Source organism: Actinomadura sp. 3N407 (assembly GCF_052245875.1).
Classification (GTDB): domain Bacteria; phylum Actinomycetota; class Actinomycetes; order Streptosporangiales; family Streptosporangiaceae; genus Spirillospora.
This window is the reverse complement of sequence record NZ_JBQQBP010000024.1, coordinates 26,770-45,535: the sequence shown is the minus strand read 5'-3', so window position 1 is coordinate 45,535 and position 18,766 is coordinate 26,770. Positions and strand designations below refer to the sequence as shown.

Below are 18,766 nucleotides of genomic sequence, written 5' to 3'. Positions count from 1 at the left end.
GGCCGGCTGCAGACCGGCCGCGCGGCCCTCAGACCGTCCGGGGCGCGGAACGGCCGAGGGACGACCCGTCAGCCGCGAGTCCCTCCGCGACGACGATCTGGGACCTCCGCAGCGTGGCGGCGGTCTCGAAGCCGGTCCGCCGCACGGTCCCCGCCACCGCCAGCCGCGACGGGTCCGGCCCCGTCCGGAACCTCCACGCGACCACGTCGGTGGCGCCGTTCCAACTCACATGGACGCGCATCCGGTCGCCGCCCACCGGCGCCACCGCCACGGCGGGGCCCGCCGCGGGCCGCGCCGACCAGGCGGCACGGTAGGCGCGGTACGAGCCGTCACCGACACCCGTGATCTCCAGGACGGGCCTTCCCCCGGCGGTGAACTCCGTCATCGCGGACGTCGAGCCCCATCCGACGAGCGCGTTCCCGCCCGGCAGCATCTGCATGTTCCCCATGTACAGCCCGAAGGTCTTGCCGTCGCCGAACTCGCTGACGAGCGTCACCTTGCGGGCCGTCTCGTCGACCTCCAGGACGAGCCCCCGCGAAGGGCCGTCGCCCACCTTGGCGATGTGGTTGTCGAACAGCGAGATCGTCCCGTCCGGCTGCCGCCTCGCGTCGTGCTGCCAGGCGAACGCCGCGTCCTCGGGGACCGTGAAGTCGCTGCGGTTGCCGCCCATCCGCCAGCGCACGGCGCCCGTGTTCCGGTCGAGGGAGTAGAGAGCGCACGAGTTGCGCGCCGACAGCAGCAGCGTCTCCCCGTCGTCCTGGACGGAGTTGAGGTGAATCGGGTCGAACGGCTTGCCCGCGCTGCCGTCGGCGTTGTCCGCCAGCGGGGTGAGCGTCTCGCCGATGTCCAGATGGTCGAGGGCGCTCCAGTCGAGCAGCACCTCGCCCGTCTTCACGTCGATCTCCTGGACCCGGTTGTCGAGAACACGGCCGTCGCGGGGACCGCCGATCGGGCGCATGTCGGCGGTGACCTCCGGGTAGGCGATGAACAGCGCCGTGCCGCGCTCGGTGAGCAGGAACTCGTGCAGGTCCCCCCGGACGCCGTTCCCGGCGTGCACCTCGGCGACCCGCCGGTAGTCCCGCCCGAGGACGACGCCGACCCCCACCCCGTGCCCGCCCGGTCTGCGCTCGCCCTCCCAGTAGGTGAGCACCGGCTCACCCTCATAGGTCTGCACCCTCAGATCGGTGACGAGCCGGTCCGACCGGTGGATCCAGACCGGCTCGCCCCGGTCGTCCACGATGAGGGCGTCGGCGGCGTCCTTCCCCCGGAACGGCCCGAGGAACAGCAGGCCGGGCGCCGTCCGGCCGAGACGCCGCGCCTTCAGCCCCGGCGGCCGCACACCCGGCAGCGTGACGTAGCCGCCCGCGTCCGTCCCGGGTTCCGCGGCGCCGCGACCGCCGGCCCCGGCACCGCTGAGTAGGGCGGCCCCACCGACCAGGCCGGACATGAAAAAGCCGCGACGTGTGAAGCTCATGCGGCCTTTCTACCCGGTGCATGTAAGAACTTCGTTAGCGCGCCGTAGGAGACGTTCACGAGCCACCGGCGTGCCGCTGCCTCCGCCCGGAGAAGACCCCGACACCGCCCCTCGCCCGCCTGACCGCGTCAGGAAAGAATTCCGGCCGCTCGGGCGGTGACGAGCCAGGACGGGAACTCGTCCATCAGAGAGTCGTAGAGGTCGCTGTCGGCGATGGCGCGCGGGTCGGCCCCGGCCGGGAAGAACGCGGCGTTGTCGATCGCGCGCTTGCGCGGCACGGGGAGGTCGTCGAGCTTGCGCAGGAACTTGCCTCTACGGCACCGATCAATGCACAGGCCCCTGACAGAGCAGCCACGACCACGTCCTCGGCATTAACGACCACGAAACGTATTCAAGGATGGTCTGACTGTTCGATCGGGCCTGATGCCCTGCTGGCCGAATGGCTGGATCGAACCGGCGACGGCCCGACCTCCCCCAGTGCCCCCGGCTGAGACCGCGATCAGGTGCAGTCCGGACGGCGTGCGCGTCAGGTGGGTGTGCCGGCTTTGCGCGCGAGGATGAGTCGGTAGCGCGGGCTGCCGTCCTGGCGTCGTCCTAGGGCGGTCAAGGGGGTTGTCGTCACGGTGAATCCGGCTGCTGTGAGGTCGTTGCGGACCGCGTGCAGCGGGCAGGTGCGGTAGTACATGACGAACGGGGGACGCCACACGGCGTTGCGGGCCCGCATGGCAAGGTCGAATCCGAGCAGCGTCCAGTACCAGCCCGAGGTGACGGGTGGGGGCGCGCCGATCGGGAAGGCGAAGAGTCCGCCGGGTCGCAGCGCGCGGTACACCCCGGCGAACAGGGCGGGTCGTTCGGCGGGCAGGAAGTGTCCGAGGGCTCCGAAGGTGACCGCGAGGTCGAAGGCCTCGGTGAAGGGCAGGGCCCGGACGTCGGCCCGTACCCAGTCGGCGTCCGGGTGTGTGGTGCGTGCTTGGGTGAGCATGCCGGTGCTGAAGTCGACGCCTGTGGCGCGTTCTTGACATAGGGGTTGGAGGACCCGCATGCCCGCGCCGGTGCCGCAGCACACGTCCAGTCCGTGGCGGAACGGTCCGAGCGGGCGCAGTGTGTCGGCGGTTGCGTCGAGGACGCTGTCGGGGGTGCGGAAAGGCGTGTGGTCGAATTTGGGTGCGAGGAGGTCGTAGCCGCGCTCGACCGAGGACAGCGCCTGGATCGCCAGTTCACGCAGAGACGGGCCTTGAGTCGAGAACACGCGCCAAGGGTACTTCTGGATGCCGGGCGGGCCGTCAGTTCCGAGATCGCGATGCTCGGTTCGGTTGCTGGTTGTGCCGATCCTGCTCGAAACCCGAGGGTCACCCACCGATGCGGTGCTAGGCCGAGGGGGTGATGAGTTCGTCGGTGACCCACTGTGCGACGTTGCCGGGGTACGGGTCCGGTAGTCCGAGGACGATGTGCTGGAAGCCGGCGTCGATTGCCTCCCCGATTGCGTCCAGCGTCATGCTGGGCTGGTCGTAGGAGACCAGCAGGTGGATCGAGCGGGTGACCGAGGCGGGGTCTCGGCCGATCTCGGCGCAGTAGCGGTCCAGCAGTGCGCTGCGGCGGATGGCGTCGTCGATGTCCCCGCCGGGGATGTTCCACAGGTCGGCGTGCTCGGCGACCACGCGCAGCACCGGGGCCGACCGTCCGCCGATGAGGATCGGCGGGCAGGGGCGGGAGCCTGCGCCGATACCGAAGTCGAGCCGTCCGCCGGAGACGATGTCGACGGTGGCGGCGATCTTGGCCAGCATCGCGGGCGGCCGGAAGCGGTTGCTGGTCACGAGCAGGCCGAGGCGCAGTCGCCGGGTCTGTGCGGCGAGGGCCGAGAGCATCGTCCAGCCTTCGTGGGTCGGTCCGCTCGGGTCGCCGCCGATCGGCATGAGGTGATCGAACAGCCACGCGTGCTCGATCTCCGGGATCGTGTCCGCCTCGCGCCAGACTCGCAGGACGTCGTGGTAGTCGACCTGCGACGGGGCGGTCATGATCCCGAAACGAGGCCGGGGTGTGTGCGGCGTGGGCGGTCGGTCCTTTCAACACGGGTGGGACACGCTCCAGTTCGGGAGCGGCAGGGCCTTTGAGTCTTCGAAGCTGCCTTTGGGACGGATCAGGCGGCAGGGGGCGCTGCCGCCCGCCTGCCTCCTGATCGCTGACGGGACGAGCGGTCAGCGACGTCGCAGCGCCGCGTCGAGCAGGGCGGGCGGCGTGTCGAACTTCTCGTGCGGGGCGAGGTCGACACCCGGAGCGACGATCGCGTCGATGGCGTCGAGCACGTCGGCGGGGAGCACGGTGTCCGCGGCGGCGAGCTGGGAGTGCAGGTGGTCCATGGTGCGGGGGCCGATGATCGCGCTCGTCACGGCCGGGTGTGCGGTCACGAAACCGAGCGCCAGCTGGATCATCGTCAGACCGGCCTCGTCGGCGACCGTGGCCAGCCGCTCGACGGCATCGAGCCTGGCCCGGTTGGAGGGGATGGCGGTGTCGAAGCGTTGCGGCATGAGTGCCGAGCGGCTGGTGGCGATCTCCCTGCCCTCGCGGACGGCGCCCGACAGCCAGCCCGAGGCCAGCGGACTCCACGCCAGCACACCGAGCCCGTACTCCTCGGTCACGGGCAGGACGTGGGTCTCGATCCCGCGCTGCAGGATCGAGTAGCTGGGCTGCTCGGTGACGTAACGGCTCAGGTGGTTCTCCCGGGCCGCCCATTCGGCCTGCACGATGCGGTACGCGGGGAACGTCGAGGAGCCGAAGTAGCGGATCTTTCCCGCGCGCTGCAGGTCGGTCAGAGCCGACAGCGTTTCCTCGTCGCCGGTCCTCGGGTCCCACCGGTGGATCTGGTAGAGATCAACATGGTCGACGCCCAGGCGGCGCAGGCTGTTGTCCAACTCGGTGACCAGCCAGCGGCGCGAACTGCCCTGGTGGTTGCGTTCGTCCCCCATCGGCATGCCCGCCTTCGTGGCCAGGACGAGGTCGTCGCGGCGGCCGGCGATGGCCTTGCCGACCATCTCCTCTGACTCACCCTGGCCGTACATATCGGCGGTGTCGATGAAGTTGATCCCCTCGTCCATGGCGGTGTCGACCATGGCGGTGACCTCGTCCTGGGTGGTACGTCCCAGACCACCGAAGTTCATCGCGCCGAGCACAAGGGTGCTGACCTGCACACCAGTGCGGCCCAAGGTGCGGTACTGCATGAGTGTTCCTCCCTAAGAGGGGAAGCGACTACGTGGCTGGCTTCGGCTCGCCTGTTCTGGCATCCTGAACAAGCGGAACCTTGTTCCGTTAAATCAACCATACGGAACATGGTTCCGTTTGCCAAGTGGAGTGACGGAGGTAGTGGCGCAGTGGTGGACACCGGTGGCGGATCAGGGTCGTCAGCCCCGCGGAAACGCGCCGACGCCCGGCGCAACGAGCAGACACTGCTGGACGCGGCCGCCGCGGCCTTCGTCTCTTCCGGCGTCGATGCGCCCGTGCGCGACATCGCCGCGAAGGCCGGCGTCGGCGTCGGCACGATCTACCGCCACTTCCCGACGCGGGCCGATCTCATCGTCGCCGTCTACCGGCACCAGGTCGAGGCATGCGCTGAGGCCGGCCCGACACTGCTGGCGAACAGCAGCACGCCGCACGCCGCCCTGGCCCGGTGGATCAACCTCTTCGTCGACTTCCTGGTCACCAAGCACGGTCTCGCCGAGGCGCTGCGGTCCGACGATGCCGCCTTCGAGACCCTGCACGCCTACTTCCTCGACCGCCTCGTCCCCGTGTGCGCCCAGCTGCTCGACGCCGCCGCCGAGGCGGGCGAGATCCGCCCCGACACGGACGCCTACGAACTGCTGCGCGCCGTCGGCAATCTCTGCATCGGTGCGGACAACGACCCCCGCTACGACGCGCGTCGCATGGTCGAACTCGTCATCACGGGCCTGCGCCGCCAGTAGGGAGTGTCACCCACAGGCCCCTCACGTCCGTCGCGCCGCCACCCCGTACGCAAACGGAACGAAGTACCGAAGCCGCGGACGAAGGGGGGCCGGGCCGCGTGCGGACCACCCCCCGGCGGAGCTCCATCCGATCGGACCTACTCGAGGACCGCCTGGTCGCTCTCCTTGCGCAGCGCGACACCGAGCAGCGCCCATAGGACGCCCCAGCCCGCGATGGCGAACAGCGGCGGTTCCGGGCTGGTCGCCGCGAAGGGGATCATGAAGAGGAACGGGTACACGCCGATGCCCAGCGGCACCAGGCGGTGCCACCCGGCCCAGTGACCGGAGCGCAGGACGGCGATGCCGACCAGGATCGTGCGCCGGCATGGGTGATTCGAAGTCGGCCTTGGGGTCATCGTCGATCAACGCGTCGTGGACGATGAGCGCGCCGCCCGGCGGCGGAGCCCGATGAGCGGACCGGGCCCGGCCGGGGAGCGGGCGACGAGGTCGGCGGCGCCCGGGCCGGTGAGACCCTGCAGGACGGTGTACCGGCCGGTCAGCACGAGCAGCAGGGTGGCGATGGGGGCCCGGATGTCGGTGCCCTCCCCGGCCGCCCAGGACACGTCGGTGGCGGTCAGCCGGAAGCCGCGCAACCGCCGGTCGGGGTGGAAGGGAAAGCCTCTCCGCCAGATGTGCTCGGCGGAGACGCGGGCAGCCTCCAGTGGAGAACCGGGTGTTCGCCGCGCTGGCCGCGGCGGGGCACGACGACATCACCCTCGCCCAGGGCAGGCTCCTGCAGCGTGTCGACGACGGCGGCTCCCGGCTCAGCGAGCTCGCCGAGGCCGCCCAGGTGACCAAGCAGACCGCCGGCTATCTCGTCGACCAGCTCGAACGCGCCGGATACGTGGAACGCACCCCCGACCCCACCGACGCCCGGGCCCGGCTCGTACGGCTGACCGACCGCGCCCGGTCCCTGAAACCCATCGGCGACGCGGCGGTGGCCGAGGTCGAGGCCGAGCCGCCGTCTTCGCGGCGCTGGGCCTTGCCGTGGCGCTGTTCGTCCTGACCCGGAACCACCCCGCGGAGGTCGCCGACGGCACCGCGGTCGCCGAACCCGTTCCCACCGCTGGAGAACCCGCATGAAGGCATACCTATGCCGGCGGACTGATTCCCGCCCGCCTCCATGCCTGCCGCCCGTCCAGCGCTCCCGATGCTGGACGGGTGGCTTCCGCCGCACTCGGCCCGCCCACGAAACGACCGAATACCCGCCCGTCAGCGCCGTGAGCGAGAACCAGCCGGATCACCGGGCAGACTTACCGTGTACGGGTAGAGTGCGCCGGGAGGAAGATCCATGACCCCACGAACCGACGCCGACGAGTTGACCGAGGAACCCCGTATTCCGCTGAGCCGGAGGCGGGTGCTGCGGGCGGCCGTGGGGCTGGCCGACCGTGACGGTCTCGACTCGCTCACCATGCGCCGGCTCGCGCAGGAGGTCGGGGTCGAGGCGATGTCGCTGTACCACCACGTCGCCAACAAGGAGGCCGTCTTCGACGGCGTCGTCGAGGTGATCCTGGGGGAGATCATGGCGGCGGTGGACGAGGTCGAGGCTCCGTCCCCGGAAGAGGACTGGCAGGCGGCGCTGCGCGCGCGGATCCTCGCCGCCCGGGAGGTCTTCCTGCGCCACCGCTGGGCCCCGCAGGTACTCGAAACCCGCACCACCACGAGCCCGGTCGTCATCGCGTACTACGACAACGTCGTCGCCATCCTCCGGGCCGGCGGGTTCTCCTTCGATCTGGCCCACCGTGCGCTGCACGTCCTGGGCAGCCGCGCCCTCGGGTTCACCCAGGAGTTGTTCCAGCCCGACGGAGCCCAGACCGCGGACGCCGAGGCCGCCGCGATGATGGAGCAGATGGCCGACCGGTACCCGAACATCGTGGGGATGCTCGCGGACGCCGTCCACGACGATCCGGACGGCACCCTGGGCTTCTGCGACGACCAGTTCGAGTTCGAGTTCGCGCTCGACCTGATCCTCGAAGGGCTGGAACGGCGCCGCGCCGCCGCTTCGTGACCCCTTCCGGATACGACTGAGCGCACCGGACGTCCCGTCACTTCCGGTCAAGGCCGCGCCCGTTTCCGCTGCAACCCTTGACTCCCTTACGGCGTACGATTACCTTACGACGTACGATAGCCTTACTGCGTACGACGGCTGGAGCGACCGGGAGCCGCATGTGAACACCAGCGCAACCGGTCATACCGGGCCCGAGTCCGGCGAACGCACGCAGGAACCGGAACTGAGATCTGAGCCGTACGGGCCGTCCTGACCGACCCCTGTCCCACCCGGGGTGTGAACACCCACCGAAAGGAAGAGGCCATGAAAGCCTGGAGCTGGGACCGCTACGGTCCGCCCGACGTGCTGACCCTCAAGGACGTCGACGAACCCGGCATCGCCCGGGACGAAGTGCTCGTACGGGTGCGGGCGGCGTCGGTCAACCCCTACGACTGGCGCCACGTGCGCGCCGACCCGAAGCTGGTACGGCTCAGCAACGGCCTGCGACGGCCGAAACCGGGCCGGATCCTCGGCGCCGACCTGGCCGGCGTGGTCGAGCGGGTGGGCGACGAGGTGACCGGACTGCATCCCGGCGACGAAGTGTTCGGGGAGGTCCGGCTGGGTTCGTTCGCCGAGACCGTCGCCGTCCCGCACGACCGGCTCGCCGCCAAGCCCGCCCGCCTCACCTTCGAGCAGGCGGCGTCGGTGTCGATGGCCGCGCAGACCGCGCTGCAGGGGCTGCGGGACTCAGGGAGGATCTCCGCCGGGCAGCGGGTCCTGGTCAACGGGGCCTCCGGCGGCATCGGCACGTTCGCCGTCCAGCTCGCCAAGACGTTCGGAGCCGAGGTCACCGGCGTGTGCAGCACCCGCAACGTCGAACTGGTCGGCTCCCTGGGCGCGGACGACGTCGTGGACTACACCCGCGAGGACTTCACCGGACGGGAGGGGCGATACGACCTGCTCATGGACATCGTGGGCGACCGGTCGCTGGCGGGACTGCGGCGCCCCCTGACCTCCCGTGGGACGCTCGTGATCGTGGGCGGCATCGCCTCGCCCCGCGGCGGCCTGCTCGGCCCCGCAGCGCAGATACTCCGCGGGGCCCTGGCCTCCCCCTTCGTAAGCCAGCGCATCGTCGCCGTCAGCTGGAAGCCCAACTCCACGGACCTGCGGTTCCTGGCCGAGCTCATGGAGAAGGAACAGATCGCACCCGTCATCGACCGGACCTACCCGTTCACCGAGATCCCCGAGGCGCTGCGCTATATCGAGCAAGGCCACGCCCGAGGCAAGGTCGCCATCACGTTCTGATCGTCGCGCCCTGCCCGTCGACCTCAGCGGGTAGTACGCGACCTCGACCGCATCCGGCCGCGGATTGCGGAAGAAGACAAACGATTTCCCACCCACTTGGTAGATCGGATTGTCGTCGGGCATGGCCTCAGCGTAGGCGGCACAGCACCCGAGCTCAGCGCGCTGCGAGGCTGTCACCTGCGCGGTACTGCGTGGGTGATACTCCGCGGATGCGTTTGAAGGCGACGCTCAAGGCGAACGCGTTGGCGTAACCGACTCGGTGGGCGATTGTCTCGATGGTGTGGTCGGACGTCCGGAGCAGGTCGGCGGCGAGCGCCATCCGCCAGTGGGTCAGGTAGGTGATGGGCGGTTCGCCGACCAGTGCGGTGAAGCGGCGCGCGAGGGCGGCTCGGGAGCAGCCCACTTTCGCGGCGAGGGCGGCGATGCTCCAAGGGTGGGCGGGGTCGTCGTGCATGAGCCGCAGCGCGGGACCGGCCTGCGGGTCGCTTTGCGCCCGGTACCAGCCCGGTGCCCGCGCGTCCGGACGGGCGAACCACGCGCTCAACGTGGCGACGAGTGCGATGTCGAGCAGCCGGGCGAGCACGACTTCCTGGGCCGGGCCGTCGCGGCCCACCTCCTGAGCCAGCAAGGTCATCACCGGGTTCTGGGCCTCGGCCGCAGGCACCAGCACGATGTCGGGCAAGGCGTTCAGGAGTCGTTCGGTGACGTCGCTGCCGATCTGGTAGGTGCCGCTGGCGACGATCGCCGAGCCGTCGCGGGTGAGTCCGCTGGTACGCGGTCCGAGTCGCAGAGCGTCGGTGACGTCGGTGCCGTCCATGGTGGTCAGGCGATTGTCGTGGTGGACGACGATGTCAGGGACGGTGGCCGGATCGTCACTGACGGTGTAGGGGTGCGGGCCCTTGATGATGGCTACGTCTCCGGTGCGCATCAGTGTCGGTTCTCCGTGGTCCGGCACGATCCATGCGTGCCCGTGCAACGCGGTGGCCAGGGCTAGGGCGGCACCGTCCGCGATACGCAAGGCCCACGGCGGGTCCAGGATCGCCTGGCAGAACGCCGCGGTCCGTGCGCGGACGCCTTCCAGGAGATCGCTCAGGGGATCCACGGCACCCATGGTAGACGCACAGACATGGAAACGCGCGAATCAGATATGGATCGCCTCAGCTGGTGCCGCTTGGCTGGAGAACGAACGACCACCCGAAGCGAGCATGGGAGGAACCGATGTACACGATCACAGGCGTCACCGGGCATGTCGGAGCTGTGACCGCCCAGGAGTTGCTGGACCGGGGCGTACCGGTGCGGGCCGTGGTCCGTGACGCGACCAAGGGTCTGGCCATCGAACAGCGGGGAGCGCAGGCCGTGGTCGCCGACTTCGGTGACCGGGCGGCACTGGCCGAGGCGCTGCACGGCGTGGACGGGGCATTCATCATGCTGCCCACCATCCCGACCGCCGGTGACGCCGCGCATCGCCGGCTGGCCGATTCGATCGCCGGTGCGGTCGGCGACAGCGGTGTCACTCATGTCGTCATGCTGTCCTCGGTCGGTGCCGACCTGGCCGAAGGCACCGGGCCGGTCCGCTGGCTCCACCATCTCGAGAACCGGCTGCGGCAGACCGGCGTGCGGCTGACCGCGCTGCGTTCCCCGCATTTCCAGGAGAAGGTCGAGACGGTGCTCGATGCCGCTCTGGGCGCCGGGATCTATCCCGTCTTCGGCGAGAACGCCGACGTCCCCACCCCGATGATCGCCACTCGCGACATCGGGAAGGTCGCCGCCGCGACACTGCTCGCGCCTCCCTCGACCAGCGAGACCGTCGACTTGTCGGGGCCCGAGTACACCGAAAGGGATGTCGCCGAGCGACTGGCGGCCGTGCTCGGCAAGCCGCTCCAGGTGGTCACCATCCCCCAGGCCGGTTGGATCGGCGCGATGCTCGACGCCGGCCTGCCCGCGCCGTTGGCGCACGAACTCGCGGCACTGTACGACGCGGAACAACGCGGCCTGTTCCACCCTCGCGGTGACCGGGAACACGCGTGCACCACCGAGATCGACGAGACGCTGCGTCACGTCGTCCAGACCGCCACCGGCAGGCCCGCGACATGACACCGCCGACTCCCGCCACCGGTTCGGGAGGCGGTGGCGTGTCCACGATCGTGATGACGGGCGGAACATCGGGATTCGGGGCGATCACCGCGCAGCGGCTGGCGCGCTCCGGCGACACCCGCCTGATCCTGGGGGCTCGCCGGCCGGCACCGGCCGGCGAGCCGATCCCGCTCGACCTGACGTCACTCGACTCGGTACGCGCGTTCGCGGCATCGATCCGCGAACGACTCGGCGGCGCTCCCATCGACGCGCTCGTGCTCAATGCCGGGGTCATCCTCCCCGACGCCGCCGGCCGGACCGTCGACGGCTTCGAGACGACGTTCGCCGTCAACCACCTCGCGCACTATCTGCTGCTGCGACTGCTGTCACCCGCCCTCGCGGACCGCGCGACCGTCGTGCTGACCACCAGCGGCACACACGATCCCGCCACCGGCGCCGGGCTCGCGACCCCCCGCCACGCAAACGCCGAACTGCTGGCACATCCTGACCGGGACCCCGACCGGGCCCCCCGGCCACGCACGGCGGGCCAGCACGCCTACACCGCCTCGAAGCTGTGCGCCGTCCTCACCGCACGGTCGCTGTCCGGACATCTCGACACCAAGCGCCGGCGACTGACCGTGATCGCCTACGACCCCGGCCAGGTGTTCGGCACAGGACTGGCACAACACCTGTCGTTGCCCTTGCGGACGGCCTGGTCACTGCTGGGCACCCCCGTGCTGGGACGACCGCTGCGCAGGCTCAATCCCACGCTCAACGGCCAGACCGCCGCGGGCGACGCCTTGGCCGACCTGGTCCTCGGCCACTTCACGACGCCCCCGCACCGATACTCATACGCGGCTCTAAGACGAGGTCAGCTCACCTGGACCGACCCCTCGGCCCTGGCACGCAGCGATGAGCTGGCCCACGCGCTGTGGAACGACAGCGCCCGGCTCGTCGAGAAGAACCGACTGCCGGCCGCGCTCCACGGCCTGGACGCGTGACACAGAATTTTGAGGGGCCGGTGCATCCTCTCTGCCGCAGAGGCGCTGATGCTGGTTCCTCTCCGGTGGTCAATGGTCGATGATTTCGACGGTCACGGTCGCGATGTCACCGGGGCCGAAACCTTCGGTCGTGCGGACGGCACGCTTTATCGGCAGCACGTAACTGCTTCGTGTGCTGTCGGGGAAGATCGCGGCTGTCCGCAGGATGCCGGTGATCTTGTGGCGCGCAAGAAGGACAGCCCCGCCGAAGGAGCCACACCCGAGTCAGTTGGCGGGCTTGCCGAACCAGCGGGAGAGGTGGTCGTCCAGGTCCTGCTGATCGTCGCCGATCCAGGCGACGTGGCCGTCGGGGCGTAGCAGGACGCACGGAACATCCAGTACCGCAGTGGGATCCGCGAGGTAATCGACCCGGTCTGACCAGCCGCCGGCGGTCAGGCGTTCGGTGCGGTCCAGCAGCAGGCCGCGGCCGCGATGCAGCAGACCGTAGAGATGGCCCTGTTTCACGTCGATGTCGCGCAGGCGGCGGCCGAGCAGGTCGGGGCCTTCGCCGAGGTCGTAGCGGACGCCGATCGCGGTGATCTTCTCGATCAGATGGCGGTTCACCTCGTCGAAGTCCATCAGTTCGGTGAGCAGCCTGCGCAGGGCCTGCGGGCCCGGTTCGGTGGACAGCAGTTCCATCTGGGCGCGGGTGTTGTCCAGCACGTCCCCGGCGACCGGATGACGTTCGGCCTGGTAGGTGTCCAGCAATGTTTCCGGCGCCCAGCCCCGGATCTGTGCGGCCAGTTTCCAGCCGAGGTTGAATGCGTCCTGAACGCCCAGGTTGAGGCCCTGACCGCCGATGGGCGGGTGGATGTGCGCCGCATCGCCGGCCAGCAGCACCCGACCGACCCGATAGCGCTCGGCCAGCCGGGTGGCATCGCCGAAGCGGGACAGCCAGCGCGGGGAGTGCACGCCGAAATCGGTTCCGGCGATGGTGCGCAACTGTTGTTTGAAATCCTCGAGTGTGGGCGGTTCCGCGCGATCGCTGACTCCCGCGGCGGGGACTACGACGCTATGGATTCCTTTGCCGAAGGGCCTGAGCCAGAATCGCTCATGGGTCCCGCTGATTTCGGTCACCCTGGCGGCGATCTCCTCCTGCGGCACCCCCACTTCCATCTCGCCCATCAGGGTCTCGGTCCGCGAGGGCTCGCCGGGGAAGCCGACGCCGAGCAGTTTGCGCACCGTGCTGCGCCCGCCGTCACAGCCGACGAGGTAACGCGAACGCAGCTGTTCCCCGTCGGCCAGCTCGACGGTCACACCCTCGTCGTCCTGCTCGAAATCGGCCACCGCACAACCGCGCCGGACCTGCGCCCCCAGTTCGATCGCATGTTCTTCGAGCAGGCGAACGATGACCGGCTGCGGGATGCCCAGCAGATAGGCGTGCGCGGAATCCAGGCCCTCGGGCGCTGGTTTGGTGATGGCGGCGAAGAAACCGCCGGCCGGACGCTGTCTTCCGTGTTCGAGAATGCGCTCCAGCAGTCCGCGCATTTCCATCAGCTCGAGACTGCGAATATGCAGACCGACTATGCGGACGAACGACACGGGCTCGGTCTCCTTCTCCAGAACGAGTACCCGCACATCGTGCAGCCGCAGTTCGGCGGCCAGCATCGCACCAGTCGGCCCGCACCCGGCAATGATCACGTCGAACATGAGGGGCGCACGATCGGCGCCGGAGGCCGGCGACCAGAGTCCGGGGACGTCGCCCACGGTGAAGTCGCGCTCGACCGTATCGTTGGACGACGGCTCGGCGGTGAACTGCGGAGAGTGCATAGGTGTTGCCTTTCGGGAGTGCCTTGTTGGCGAGGCGCTCCCGGCGACACCTACGTCAATCGCCCGACCGTGACGGGAAGGGGGAGCACCCACATCGATACGGCGTTCATGGGTCTCACCTCCTCGGGCGTGTCACGTTCAACCGCAAGCTACAAGCCCGAGCATCACCCGTCCAATCCTTTTCCAGCCACGTGATCAGGACTCCGAACGGGGATGGCGTGCACGGCGAGACGGTTTACACGGGTGCGGGTTCCGTTGCCCGCAGGCGGCCGGGACTCGCGAGACTCCGCTTCACGGTTCTCTTCCCTCTGAGGGGGAGGGCATGGATGGCTCGCGTGATGGATGTGCGGTCGGTGTGCCGAAACCTATCGTGGCCGTTCATGATCACAAGAAACTCGATGTTCCGGCGTGCGGCGACGGTGGTTCTGGCCTTGACAGTGGCGGCCACGGCCACCCCGGCGGACGCGGCCGGCCCGGCGGAGGCGGCCGGTCACGCCCGGCTGCGGCCGGTGGTGGAGCGGCTCACCGGGCCGGACGGGGCTCCCGGGGCGCTCGCGGAGGCCAACGACCGGGACGGCCGCCAGGTGGCCACCAGTGGCGTCGCCGACATCCGGACGGGCGCACCGGTGAATCCCCGCAGCCGCTTCCGGATCGGCAGCGTGACCAAGCCGTTCACCGCCACCGTGGTGCTCCAGCTCGTCGGCGAAGGGCGGATCGAGCTGGACGCTCCGGTGGAGCGGTACCTGCCCGGGGTGGTGCGCGGCGCCGGCAACGACGGGCGGGAGATCACCGTCCGCCAGCTGCTCCAGCACACCAGCGGGCTGCCGGACGTCCTGGACCACCTGTCCCCGATGGAGGTCCTCGACGACCCGCTCCGGCACTGGGAGGCGCGGGAACTGGTGGACATCGCCCTGCCGCACCCCCGCGAGTTCGACCCGGGCGAGGAATGGGGCTACTCCAACACCAACTACCTGCTGGCCGGAATGATCATCGAGAGTGTGACCGGACGCTCCTACCGCGGGGAGATCCGTCGGCGCGTGATCGTTCCGCTCGGGCTGCACGACACGTTCGTGCCGAGCGACGCGCCCGGCATCCCCGGGCCGCACCCCCGAGGATACGTCCGGCCCGAGTCCGACCTGGTGGACATCACGCGCCTCAACCCGACCGTCGCCGGAGCCGCGGGCGGCATGATCTCCAGCGCCTCCGACCTCAACCGCTTCCTGGCGGCGCTGCTGCGCGGACGCCTGCTGAAGCCGGCGCAGCTGCGGGAGATGCTGGACGGCCGCCTCACGGGAAGCGCATCAGGGTCCAAGTACGGCTTGGGGCTGCAGTGGCTTCCCGCCAAGGATTCCCCCACCTGCGGTGACGGGTTCTGGGGGCACGACGGTGACATGCTCGGCTTCAGCGTCCGCTCGGGTGCCACCATGGACGGCAGGCAGGCCACCGTCATGGTCAACCTCAACCCGGGTGGCGGACCGGCCCTGGATGACGCCATGGCGGAAGCCCTTCCCACGGCCTTGTGCGGCGACTGACCCGTGATCTGTTCAGCGTGCTCGTGGATGGGCTCGCTGCGAGAATGAATTGTTCGTCAAGTCCCTCGCCGGTGCGGCGACGCTGCCGGGATCCCCTCGTGGTCGCAGAGGCGGCCACGAGGGGAGTTCCTCTTGCTCTCGATAGGTGCGCACGGATCCATGACGGGCGAGGGACGGCCGCGGCCTTGCTGTCAAGGTGCGGCGTCTCCATGCTGAGAATGCGCCGGTGCCGACGCCTTCGTGGACAGGAGCGGACATGGAAGCCAGCCCTTGGTACATCGTGGGTCTCGACAATGGCGGAACGACCAACAACGCGACCGTCCTGGACGCTGAGGGCCGCTTCCTGGTGTCGGGGCTGATGGAGTCCGCCAGTTGTGTTCGCGAGGGACCGGAGGCGGCGCTGCGGGCGCTGGGCGCGATCCTGGACGAGGTGCTGAAGGTCACCGGGGTGAGCAGGTCGTCTGTGATCGGCGTGGGACTTGACACGCCGGGTCCGGCGAGCGCTGAAGGGGTCATCTCGGCGAAGGGCTCAACGAACTTCGGTAACGCGGACTGGGCCGGGTACGACATCCGCACTGGGCTGGAAGAGCGGATCGGGCTGCCGGTCGTCTACAGCAACGACGCCAACGCGGCGGCCTTGTACGCCCATCATGCGTACTTCGGTGCCGAGGCGATGGGGCGTTCCTCGGTGTCGGCGATCGTCGGGACGGGGCTGGGCGGCGGGGTGGTCGAATCAGGCCAGGTCGTCCGCGGCGCGTCCGGTATGGCCGGTGAGCTGGGGCACATCCGCATTCCTCTTGATGGAATCGTTGAGGACGGGCAGCCTCTGCCGATGTGCAACTGCGGGAACTCGGGGGATGTGGAGAGCATCGCCTCGCTGACCGCTCTGGAACGGAATCTGCTGCCGCCCTGGCTTCGTCGTTTTCCCGGCCACCCGTTGTCGGAGGTGCCGCTGCCGGAAGCCGCCAAGCAGCTGCGTTCGTACGCCGAACGAGACGACCCCATGGCACTGGCGATCTTCGAGCAGCAGGCGAAGGCGCTGGCCAGGCTCTTCACGATCGCGGCGGATTTCACTGATCCGCACGCCTACCTCCTGGGCGGCGGCGTCGTGGAGGCGAACCCCCGATTCCGGAACTGGCTGCTGTCTCTGGTACGCCGACACACCGGACTGCGTGTCGAGCAGGAGCGGAAGGCGATCTTCGCTCTCGTTCCGAACCTGGACATGGCGGGTGCCCGCGGGGCGGCGATCGCGGCCCGAGAGGCACTTCGCTCGGAGATCCGGGGGCCCGGCATAACGAGCGAGCCCTACCCCATGGGTGGACCGGACCCTGCACCGTCCCACTAGACACCTTGCTTGCGCCTGTAGTTCGCGGCCAGGGCGTGTCAGAACGAATGCGCCTTGCGTAGAGGAGGAAATACAAACGTCCCCTCATGCCACAACCGCGCGGCGCTGCCAATGTGCGGACGATGGCTCAGGGGCGTTTGTGGTGTTGCCCGTTGTCGTTCGGGCTGGGGCGGGCCTGCGCGCGGAAGGTGCGGCGGTAGGTGTCCGGCGGCACGCCGACCGTGCGGTTGAAATGCCGGCGCAGCGTCGTGGCGGTGCCCATGCCGGTGGCCGCCGCGATGATGTCGACACTGTCGCCGGTCTTCTCCAGCAGTTCCTGGGCGTGGCGGATCCGCTGGATCAGCAGCCATTGCAGCGGGGTAGTGCCGGTGACCGCTTTGAAGTGGCGTCCCAGATGGCGTGAACTCATCCCTGCCTGGCGGGCCAGGTCCTCCACCGTCAGCGGCTGGTCAAGCCGTTGCATGACCCAGGGGAACAGGGCGGCGAGCGGGTGGTCGTCCTGCGCGGGCACCGGGGTGGTGACGAACTGGGCCTGGCCGCCGGCCCGGTGCGGGGGCACGACCAGGCGGCGGGCGACGGCGTTGGCGATCGACGAGCCGTGGTCGAGGCGGACGAGGTGCAGGCAGAGGTCCAGCGCGGCGGCCTTCCCGGCGGAGGTGAGGACGCTGCCGTTGTCGACGTAGAGCACGTCCGGGTCGACCTCCACCCGGGGGTGTCGCGTGGCCAGAGCCTCGGTGTGCGCCCAGTGCGTGGTCGCGCGTTTCCCGTCCAGCAGGCCGGCTGCGGCGAGCACGAACGCGCCCGTGCAGAGGGAGACAAGGCGTGCGCCCGCCTCGTGTGCCGCGCGCACCGCGTCGACCAGGTCGGCGGGTGGGTCCTCGTCGACGTCGGCCCAGCCCGGGACGATCACGGTGTCGGCGTCCTGGAGCCGGTCGAGCCCGAGGTCGGGCTCCAGAAGGAATCGGCCGACCCGTACGGCGACCGGCCCGCATACAGTGACGTCGTACCAGGGGACCGTCACGTCGGCCGGGGCGGCGGCGAAGACCTCGTGCGCCAGGGACAGTTCGAAGTGCAGCACGCCCTCGGTGACGGCCAACGCGACAGTACGCATGTCCGGAATTGTATGGGTCGTGGCGTTCCGGACGCTCGCGGTCGGGCGCCGTCCCCGTCAGGATGTCCGCAGTGGATCATTCGAGCGCAGGGGAGAGCACATGGGATCGGGGCAGCCGGTGGCGGTGTTCGGCGCGTACGGGCACACCGGGCGATTCGTGGTGGCGGAGCTGCGGGGGCGCGGATTCGTCCCGGTCATCTCCGGTCGCGACGCCGGCAAACTGCAGGCGTTGGCGGCGTCCCATCCCGGACTCGAGGCCCGGCCGGCATCGGTCGACGATCCGGGCTCGCTCGACCGCGCGCTGGCCGGTGCGGCGGCAGTGATCAACTGTGCCGGGCCCTTCGCCACGACCGCCGCCCCGGTGATCGAAGCGGCCCTGCGGGCCGGGATCCCGTACGTGGACGTGGCGGCGGAGATCGAGGCCAACGTCGACACGTTCGCGCACTTCACGGACCGCGCCCGCGCCGCGGGAGCAGTGATCGTCCCCGCGATGGCCTTCTTCGGCGGCCTCGGCGACCTGGCGGCCACCGCGGCGATGGGCGACTGGACGGCGGCCGACGAGGCGCACATCGCGTACGGGCTGAGCAGCTGGCACCCCACGGACGGGACGCGCGCCGCGGGCAACGTCTCCCGGGAGCGGCGGAACGGCCGACGCGTCCGCTACACGAACGGGCAACTCGAATACCGCACTGACAACCCGCCCACCCTGAAGTGGCCGTTCCCCGACCCGATGGGCACCCGGGCAGTCATCGGGGAGTTCACGATGGCTGACGTCGTCACCATTCCCAGCCACCTTTCCATCCCCGAGGTGTGCACCTACATGGCGGTCGAGGCCGCCAGGGATCTGTCGTCCCCGGACACACCGGCACCGGCCGCGGCCGACGACCATGGGCGCTCCGCGCAGACCTTCCTCGTCGACGTCGTCGTGCGCTCCGGCGGCATTGAACGGCGCGCCGTGGCAAGCGGCCAGGACATCTACGCCGTCACCGCGCCGCTCGTGGTGGAAGCGATCGACCGCATACTCACCGGACGGACCAGGACCGTCGGCGTCGCCTCCGCCGGCAAGATCTTCGACGCCCCCGACTTCCTCCGCGCGCTGTCCCCGCACATCTCCCTGGAACTGCGCTCCTAACGGAG

General features: G+C 69.8%; 20 protein-coding genes. 9 read left to right on the top strand and 11 right to left on the bottom strand.

From position 1 onward, the window contains the following. Positions 1–28: 28 nt before the first annotated feature. The 5 genes from ACTWPP_RS39055 to ACTWPP_RS39035 form a co-directional block, all read right to left on the bottom strand. Positions 29–1,474, bottom strand: a complete 1,446-nt coding sequence (locus ACTWPP_RS39055) for an arylsulfotransferase family protein (protein ID WP_443109487.1) — start codon at positions 1,472–1,474, stop codon at positions 29–31. A gap of 128 nt (positions 1,475–1,602) precedes the next feature. Beyond that, positions 1,603–1,776 carry a VWA domain-containing protein gene (locus ACTWPP_RS39050; protein WP_443109533.1) on the bottom strand — a complete coding sequence of 58 codons (174 nt, stop codon included), beginning with the start codon at positions 1,774–1,776 and terminating at the stop codon, positions 1,603–1,605. 224 nt (positions 1,777–2,000) lie between these two features. Next, positions 2,001–2,723: a class I SAM-dependent DNA methyltransferase gene (locus ACTWPP_RS39045; protein ID WP_443109486.1), complete on the bottom strand. Its 723-nt coding sequence runs from the start codon at positions 2,721–2,723 to the stop codon at positions 2,001–2,003. 118 nt (positions 2,724–2,841) lie between these two features. Beyond that, the gene (locus ACTWPP_RS39040) at positions 2,842–3,489 is read right to left on the bottom strand and encodes an LLM class flavin-dependent oxidoreductase (RefSeq protein ID WP_443109485.1); all 648 of its coding nucleotides are present in this window, start codon (positions 3,487–3,489) and stop codon (positions 2,842–2,844) included. 180 nt (positions 3,490–3,669) lie between these two features. After that, positions 3,670–4,689 (bottom strand): aldo/keto reductase, encoded by a 1,020-nt coding sequence (locus tag ACTWPP_RS39035; RefSeq protein WP_443109484.1) that lies wholly within the window; start codon positions 4,687–4,689, stop codon positions 3,670–3,672. Between the two features lie 150 nt (positions 4,690–4,839). Between ACTWPP_RS39035 and ACTWPP_RS39030 the strand changes: the two genes are divergently transcribed. Then, complete coding sequence (locus ACTWPP_RS39030; RefSeq protein ID WP_443109483.1) at positions 4,840–5,427, top strand: TetR/AcrR family transcriptional regulator; 588 nt, start codon at positions 4,840–4,842, stop codon at positions 5,425–5,427. 137 nt (positions 5,428–5,564) lie between these two features. On the opposite strand, the gene ACTWPP_RS39025 is transcribed toward ACTWPP_RS39030, so the two are convergent. Together ACTWPP_RS39025 and ACTWPP_RS39020 are read right to left on the bottom strand one after the other, a co-directional pair. Then, positions 5,565–5,822 (bottom strand): hypothetical protein, encoded by a 258-nt coding sequence (locus ACTWPP_RS39025; protein WP_443109482.1) that lies wholly within the window; start codon positions 5,820–5,822, stop codon positions 5,565–5,567. Positions 5,823–5,828: 6 nt separating this feature from the next. After that, a complete protein-coding gene (locus tag ACTWPP_RS39020; RefSeq protein WP_443109481.1) occupies positions 5,829–6,059 on the bottom strand; it encodes a hypothetical protein in 231 nt (76 codons plus the stop codon). Between the two features lie 80 nt (positions 6,060–6,139). Here ACTWPP_RS39020 and ACTWPP_RS39015 point away from each other — a divergent pair, with 80 nt between their 5' ends. The 3 genes from ACTWPP_RS39015 to ACTWPP_RS39005 all read left to right on the top strand — a co-directional run bounded on the left by ACTWPP_RS39015 (position 6,140) and on the right by ACTWPP_RS39005 (position 8,758). Next, positions 6,140–6,472 carry a MarR family winged helix-turn-helix transcriptional regulator gene (locus tag ACTWPP_RS39015; protein ID WP_443109480.1) on the top strand — a complete coding sequence of 111 codons (333 nt, stop codon included), beginning with the start codon at positions 6,140–6,142 and terminating at the stop codon, positions 6,470–6,472. Between the two features lie 285 nt (positions 6,473–6,757). Beyond that, entirely contained in the window at positions 6,758–7,474 is a 717-nt protein-coding gene (locus tag ACTWPP_RS39010) for a TetR/AcrR family transcriptional regulator C-terminal domain-containing protein (RefSeq protein WP_443109479.1), read from the top strand. Between the two features lie 303 nt (positions 7,475–7,777). Further along, on the top strand, positions 7,778–8,758 hold the full coding sequence (locus tag ACTWPP_RS39005) for an NAD(P)-dependent alcohol dehydrogenase (RefSeq protein ID WP_443109478.1): 981 nt from the start codon (positions 7,778–7,780) through the stop codon (positions 8,756–8,758). Positions 8,759–8,912: 154 nt separating this feature from the next. Here the strand turns inward: ACTWPP_RS39005 and ACTWPP_RS39000 are convergent, their stop codons facing one another. Continuing rightward, the gene (locus tag ACTWPP_RS39000; RefSeq protein ID WP_443109477.1) at positions 8,913–9,860 is read right to left on the bottom strand and encodes an AraC family transcriptional regulator; all 948 of its coding nucleotides are present in this window, start codon (positions 9,858–9,860) and stop codon (positions 8,913–8,915) included. 116 nt (positions 9,861–9,976) lie between these two features. Between ACTWPP_RS39000 and ACTWPP_RS38995 the strand changes: the two genes are divergently transcribed. Both ACTWPP_RS38995 and ACTWPP_RS38990 read left to right on the top strand, forming a co-directional pair. Then, the gene (locus ACTWPP_RS38995) at positions 9,977–10,852 is read left to right on the top strand and encodes an NmrA family NAD(P)-binding protein (protein WP_443109476.1); all 876 of its coding nucleotides are present in this window, start codon (positions 9,977–9,979) and stop codon (positions 10,850–10,852) included. 38 nt (positions 10,853–10,890) lie between these two features. Further along, a complete protein-coding gene (locus tag ACTWPP_RS38990; RefSeq protein WP_443109475.1) occupies positions 10,891–11,832 on the top strand; it encodes an SDR family NAD(P)-dependent oxidoreductase in 942 nt (313 codons plus the stop codon). 69 nt (positions 11,833–11,901) lie between these two features. Here the strand turns inward: ACTWPP_RS38990 and ACTWPP_RS38985 are convergent, their stop codons facing one another. Together ACTWPP_RS38985 and rox are read right to left on the bottom strand one after the other, a co-directional pair. Then, the gene (locus ACTWPP_RS38985; RefSeq protein WP_443109532.1) at positions 11,902–12,036 is read right to left on the bottom strand and encodes a DUF1905 domain-containing protein; all 135 of its coding nucleotides are present in this window, start codon (positions 12,034–12,036) and stop codon (positions 11,902–11,904) included. Between the two features lie 60 nt (positions 12,037–12,096). Then, on the bottom strand, positions 12,097–13,521 hold the full coding sequence (rox, locus tag ACTWPP_RS38980; protein WP_443109531.1) for a rifampin monooxygenase: 1,425 nt from the start codon (positions 13,519–13,521) through the stop codon (positions 12,097–12,099). 500 nt (positions 13,522–14,021) lie between these two features. On the opposite strand from rox, the gene ACTWPP_RS38975 reads away from it, so the two are divergent. Together ACTWPP_RS38975 and ACTWPP_RS38970 are read left to right on the top strand one after the other, a co-directional pair. Next, positions 14,022–15,173 (top strand): serine hydrolase domain-containing protein, encoded by a 1,152-nt coding sequence (locus tag ACTWPP_RS38975; protein ID WP_443109474.1) that lies wholly within the window; start codon positions 14,022–14,024, stop codon positions 15,171–15,173. Between the two features lie 256 nt (positions 15,174–15,429). Next, positions 15,430–16,518 carry an ROK family protein gene (locus ACTWPP_RS38970; RefSeq protein WP_443109473.1) on the top strand — a complete coding sequence of 363 codons (1,089 nt, stop codon included), beginning with the start codon at positions 15,430–15,432 and terminating at the stop codon, positions 16,516–16,518. A 127-nt stretch (positions 16,519–16,645) separates the two neighbouring features. Here the strand turns inward: ACTWPP_RS38970 and ACTWPP_RS38965 are convergent, their stop codons facing one another. Next, entirely contained in the window at positions 16,646–17,629 is a 984-nt protein-coding gene (locus ACTWPP_RS38965; RefSeq protein ID WP_443109472.1) for a helix-turn-helix domain-containing protein, read from the bottom strand. Between the two features lie 100 nt (positions 17,630–17,729). On the opposite strand from ACTWPP_RS38965, the gene ACTWPP_RS38960 reads away from it, so the two are divergent. Continuing rightward, positions 17,730–18,761: a saccharopine dehydrogenase family protein gene (locus ACTWPP_RS38960; RefSeq protein WP_443109471.1), complete on the top strand. Its 1,032-nt coding sequence runs from the start codon at positions 17,730–17,732 to the stop codon at positions 18,759–18,761. Positions 18,762–18,766 lie beyond the last annotated feature (5 nt).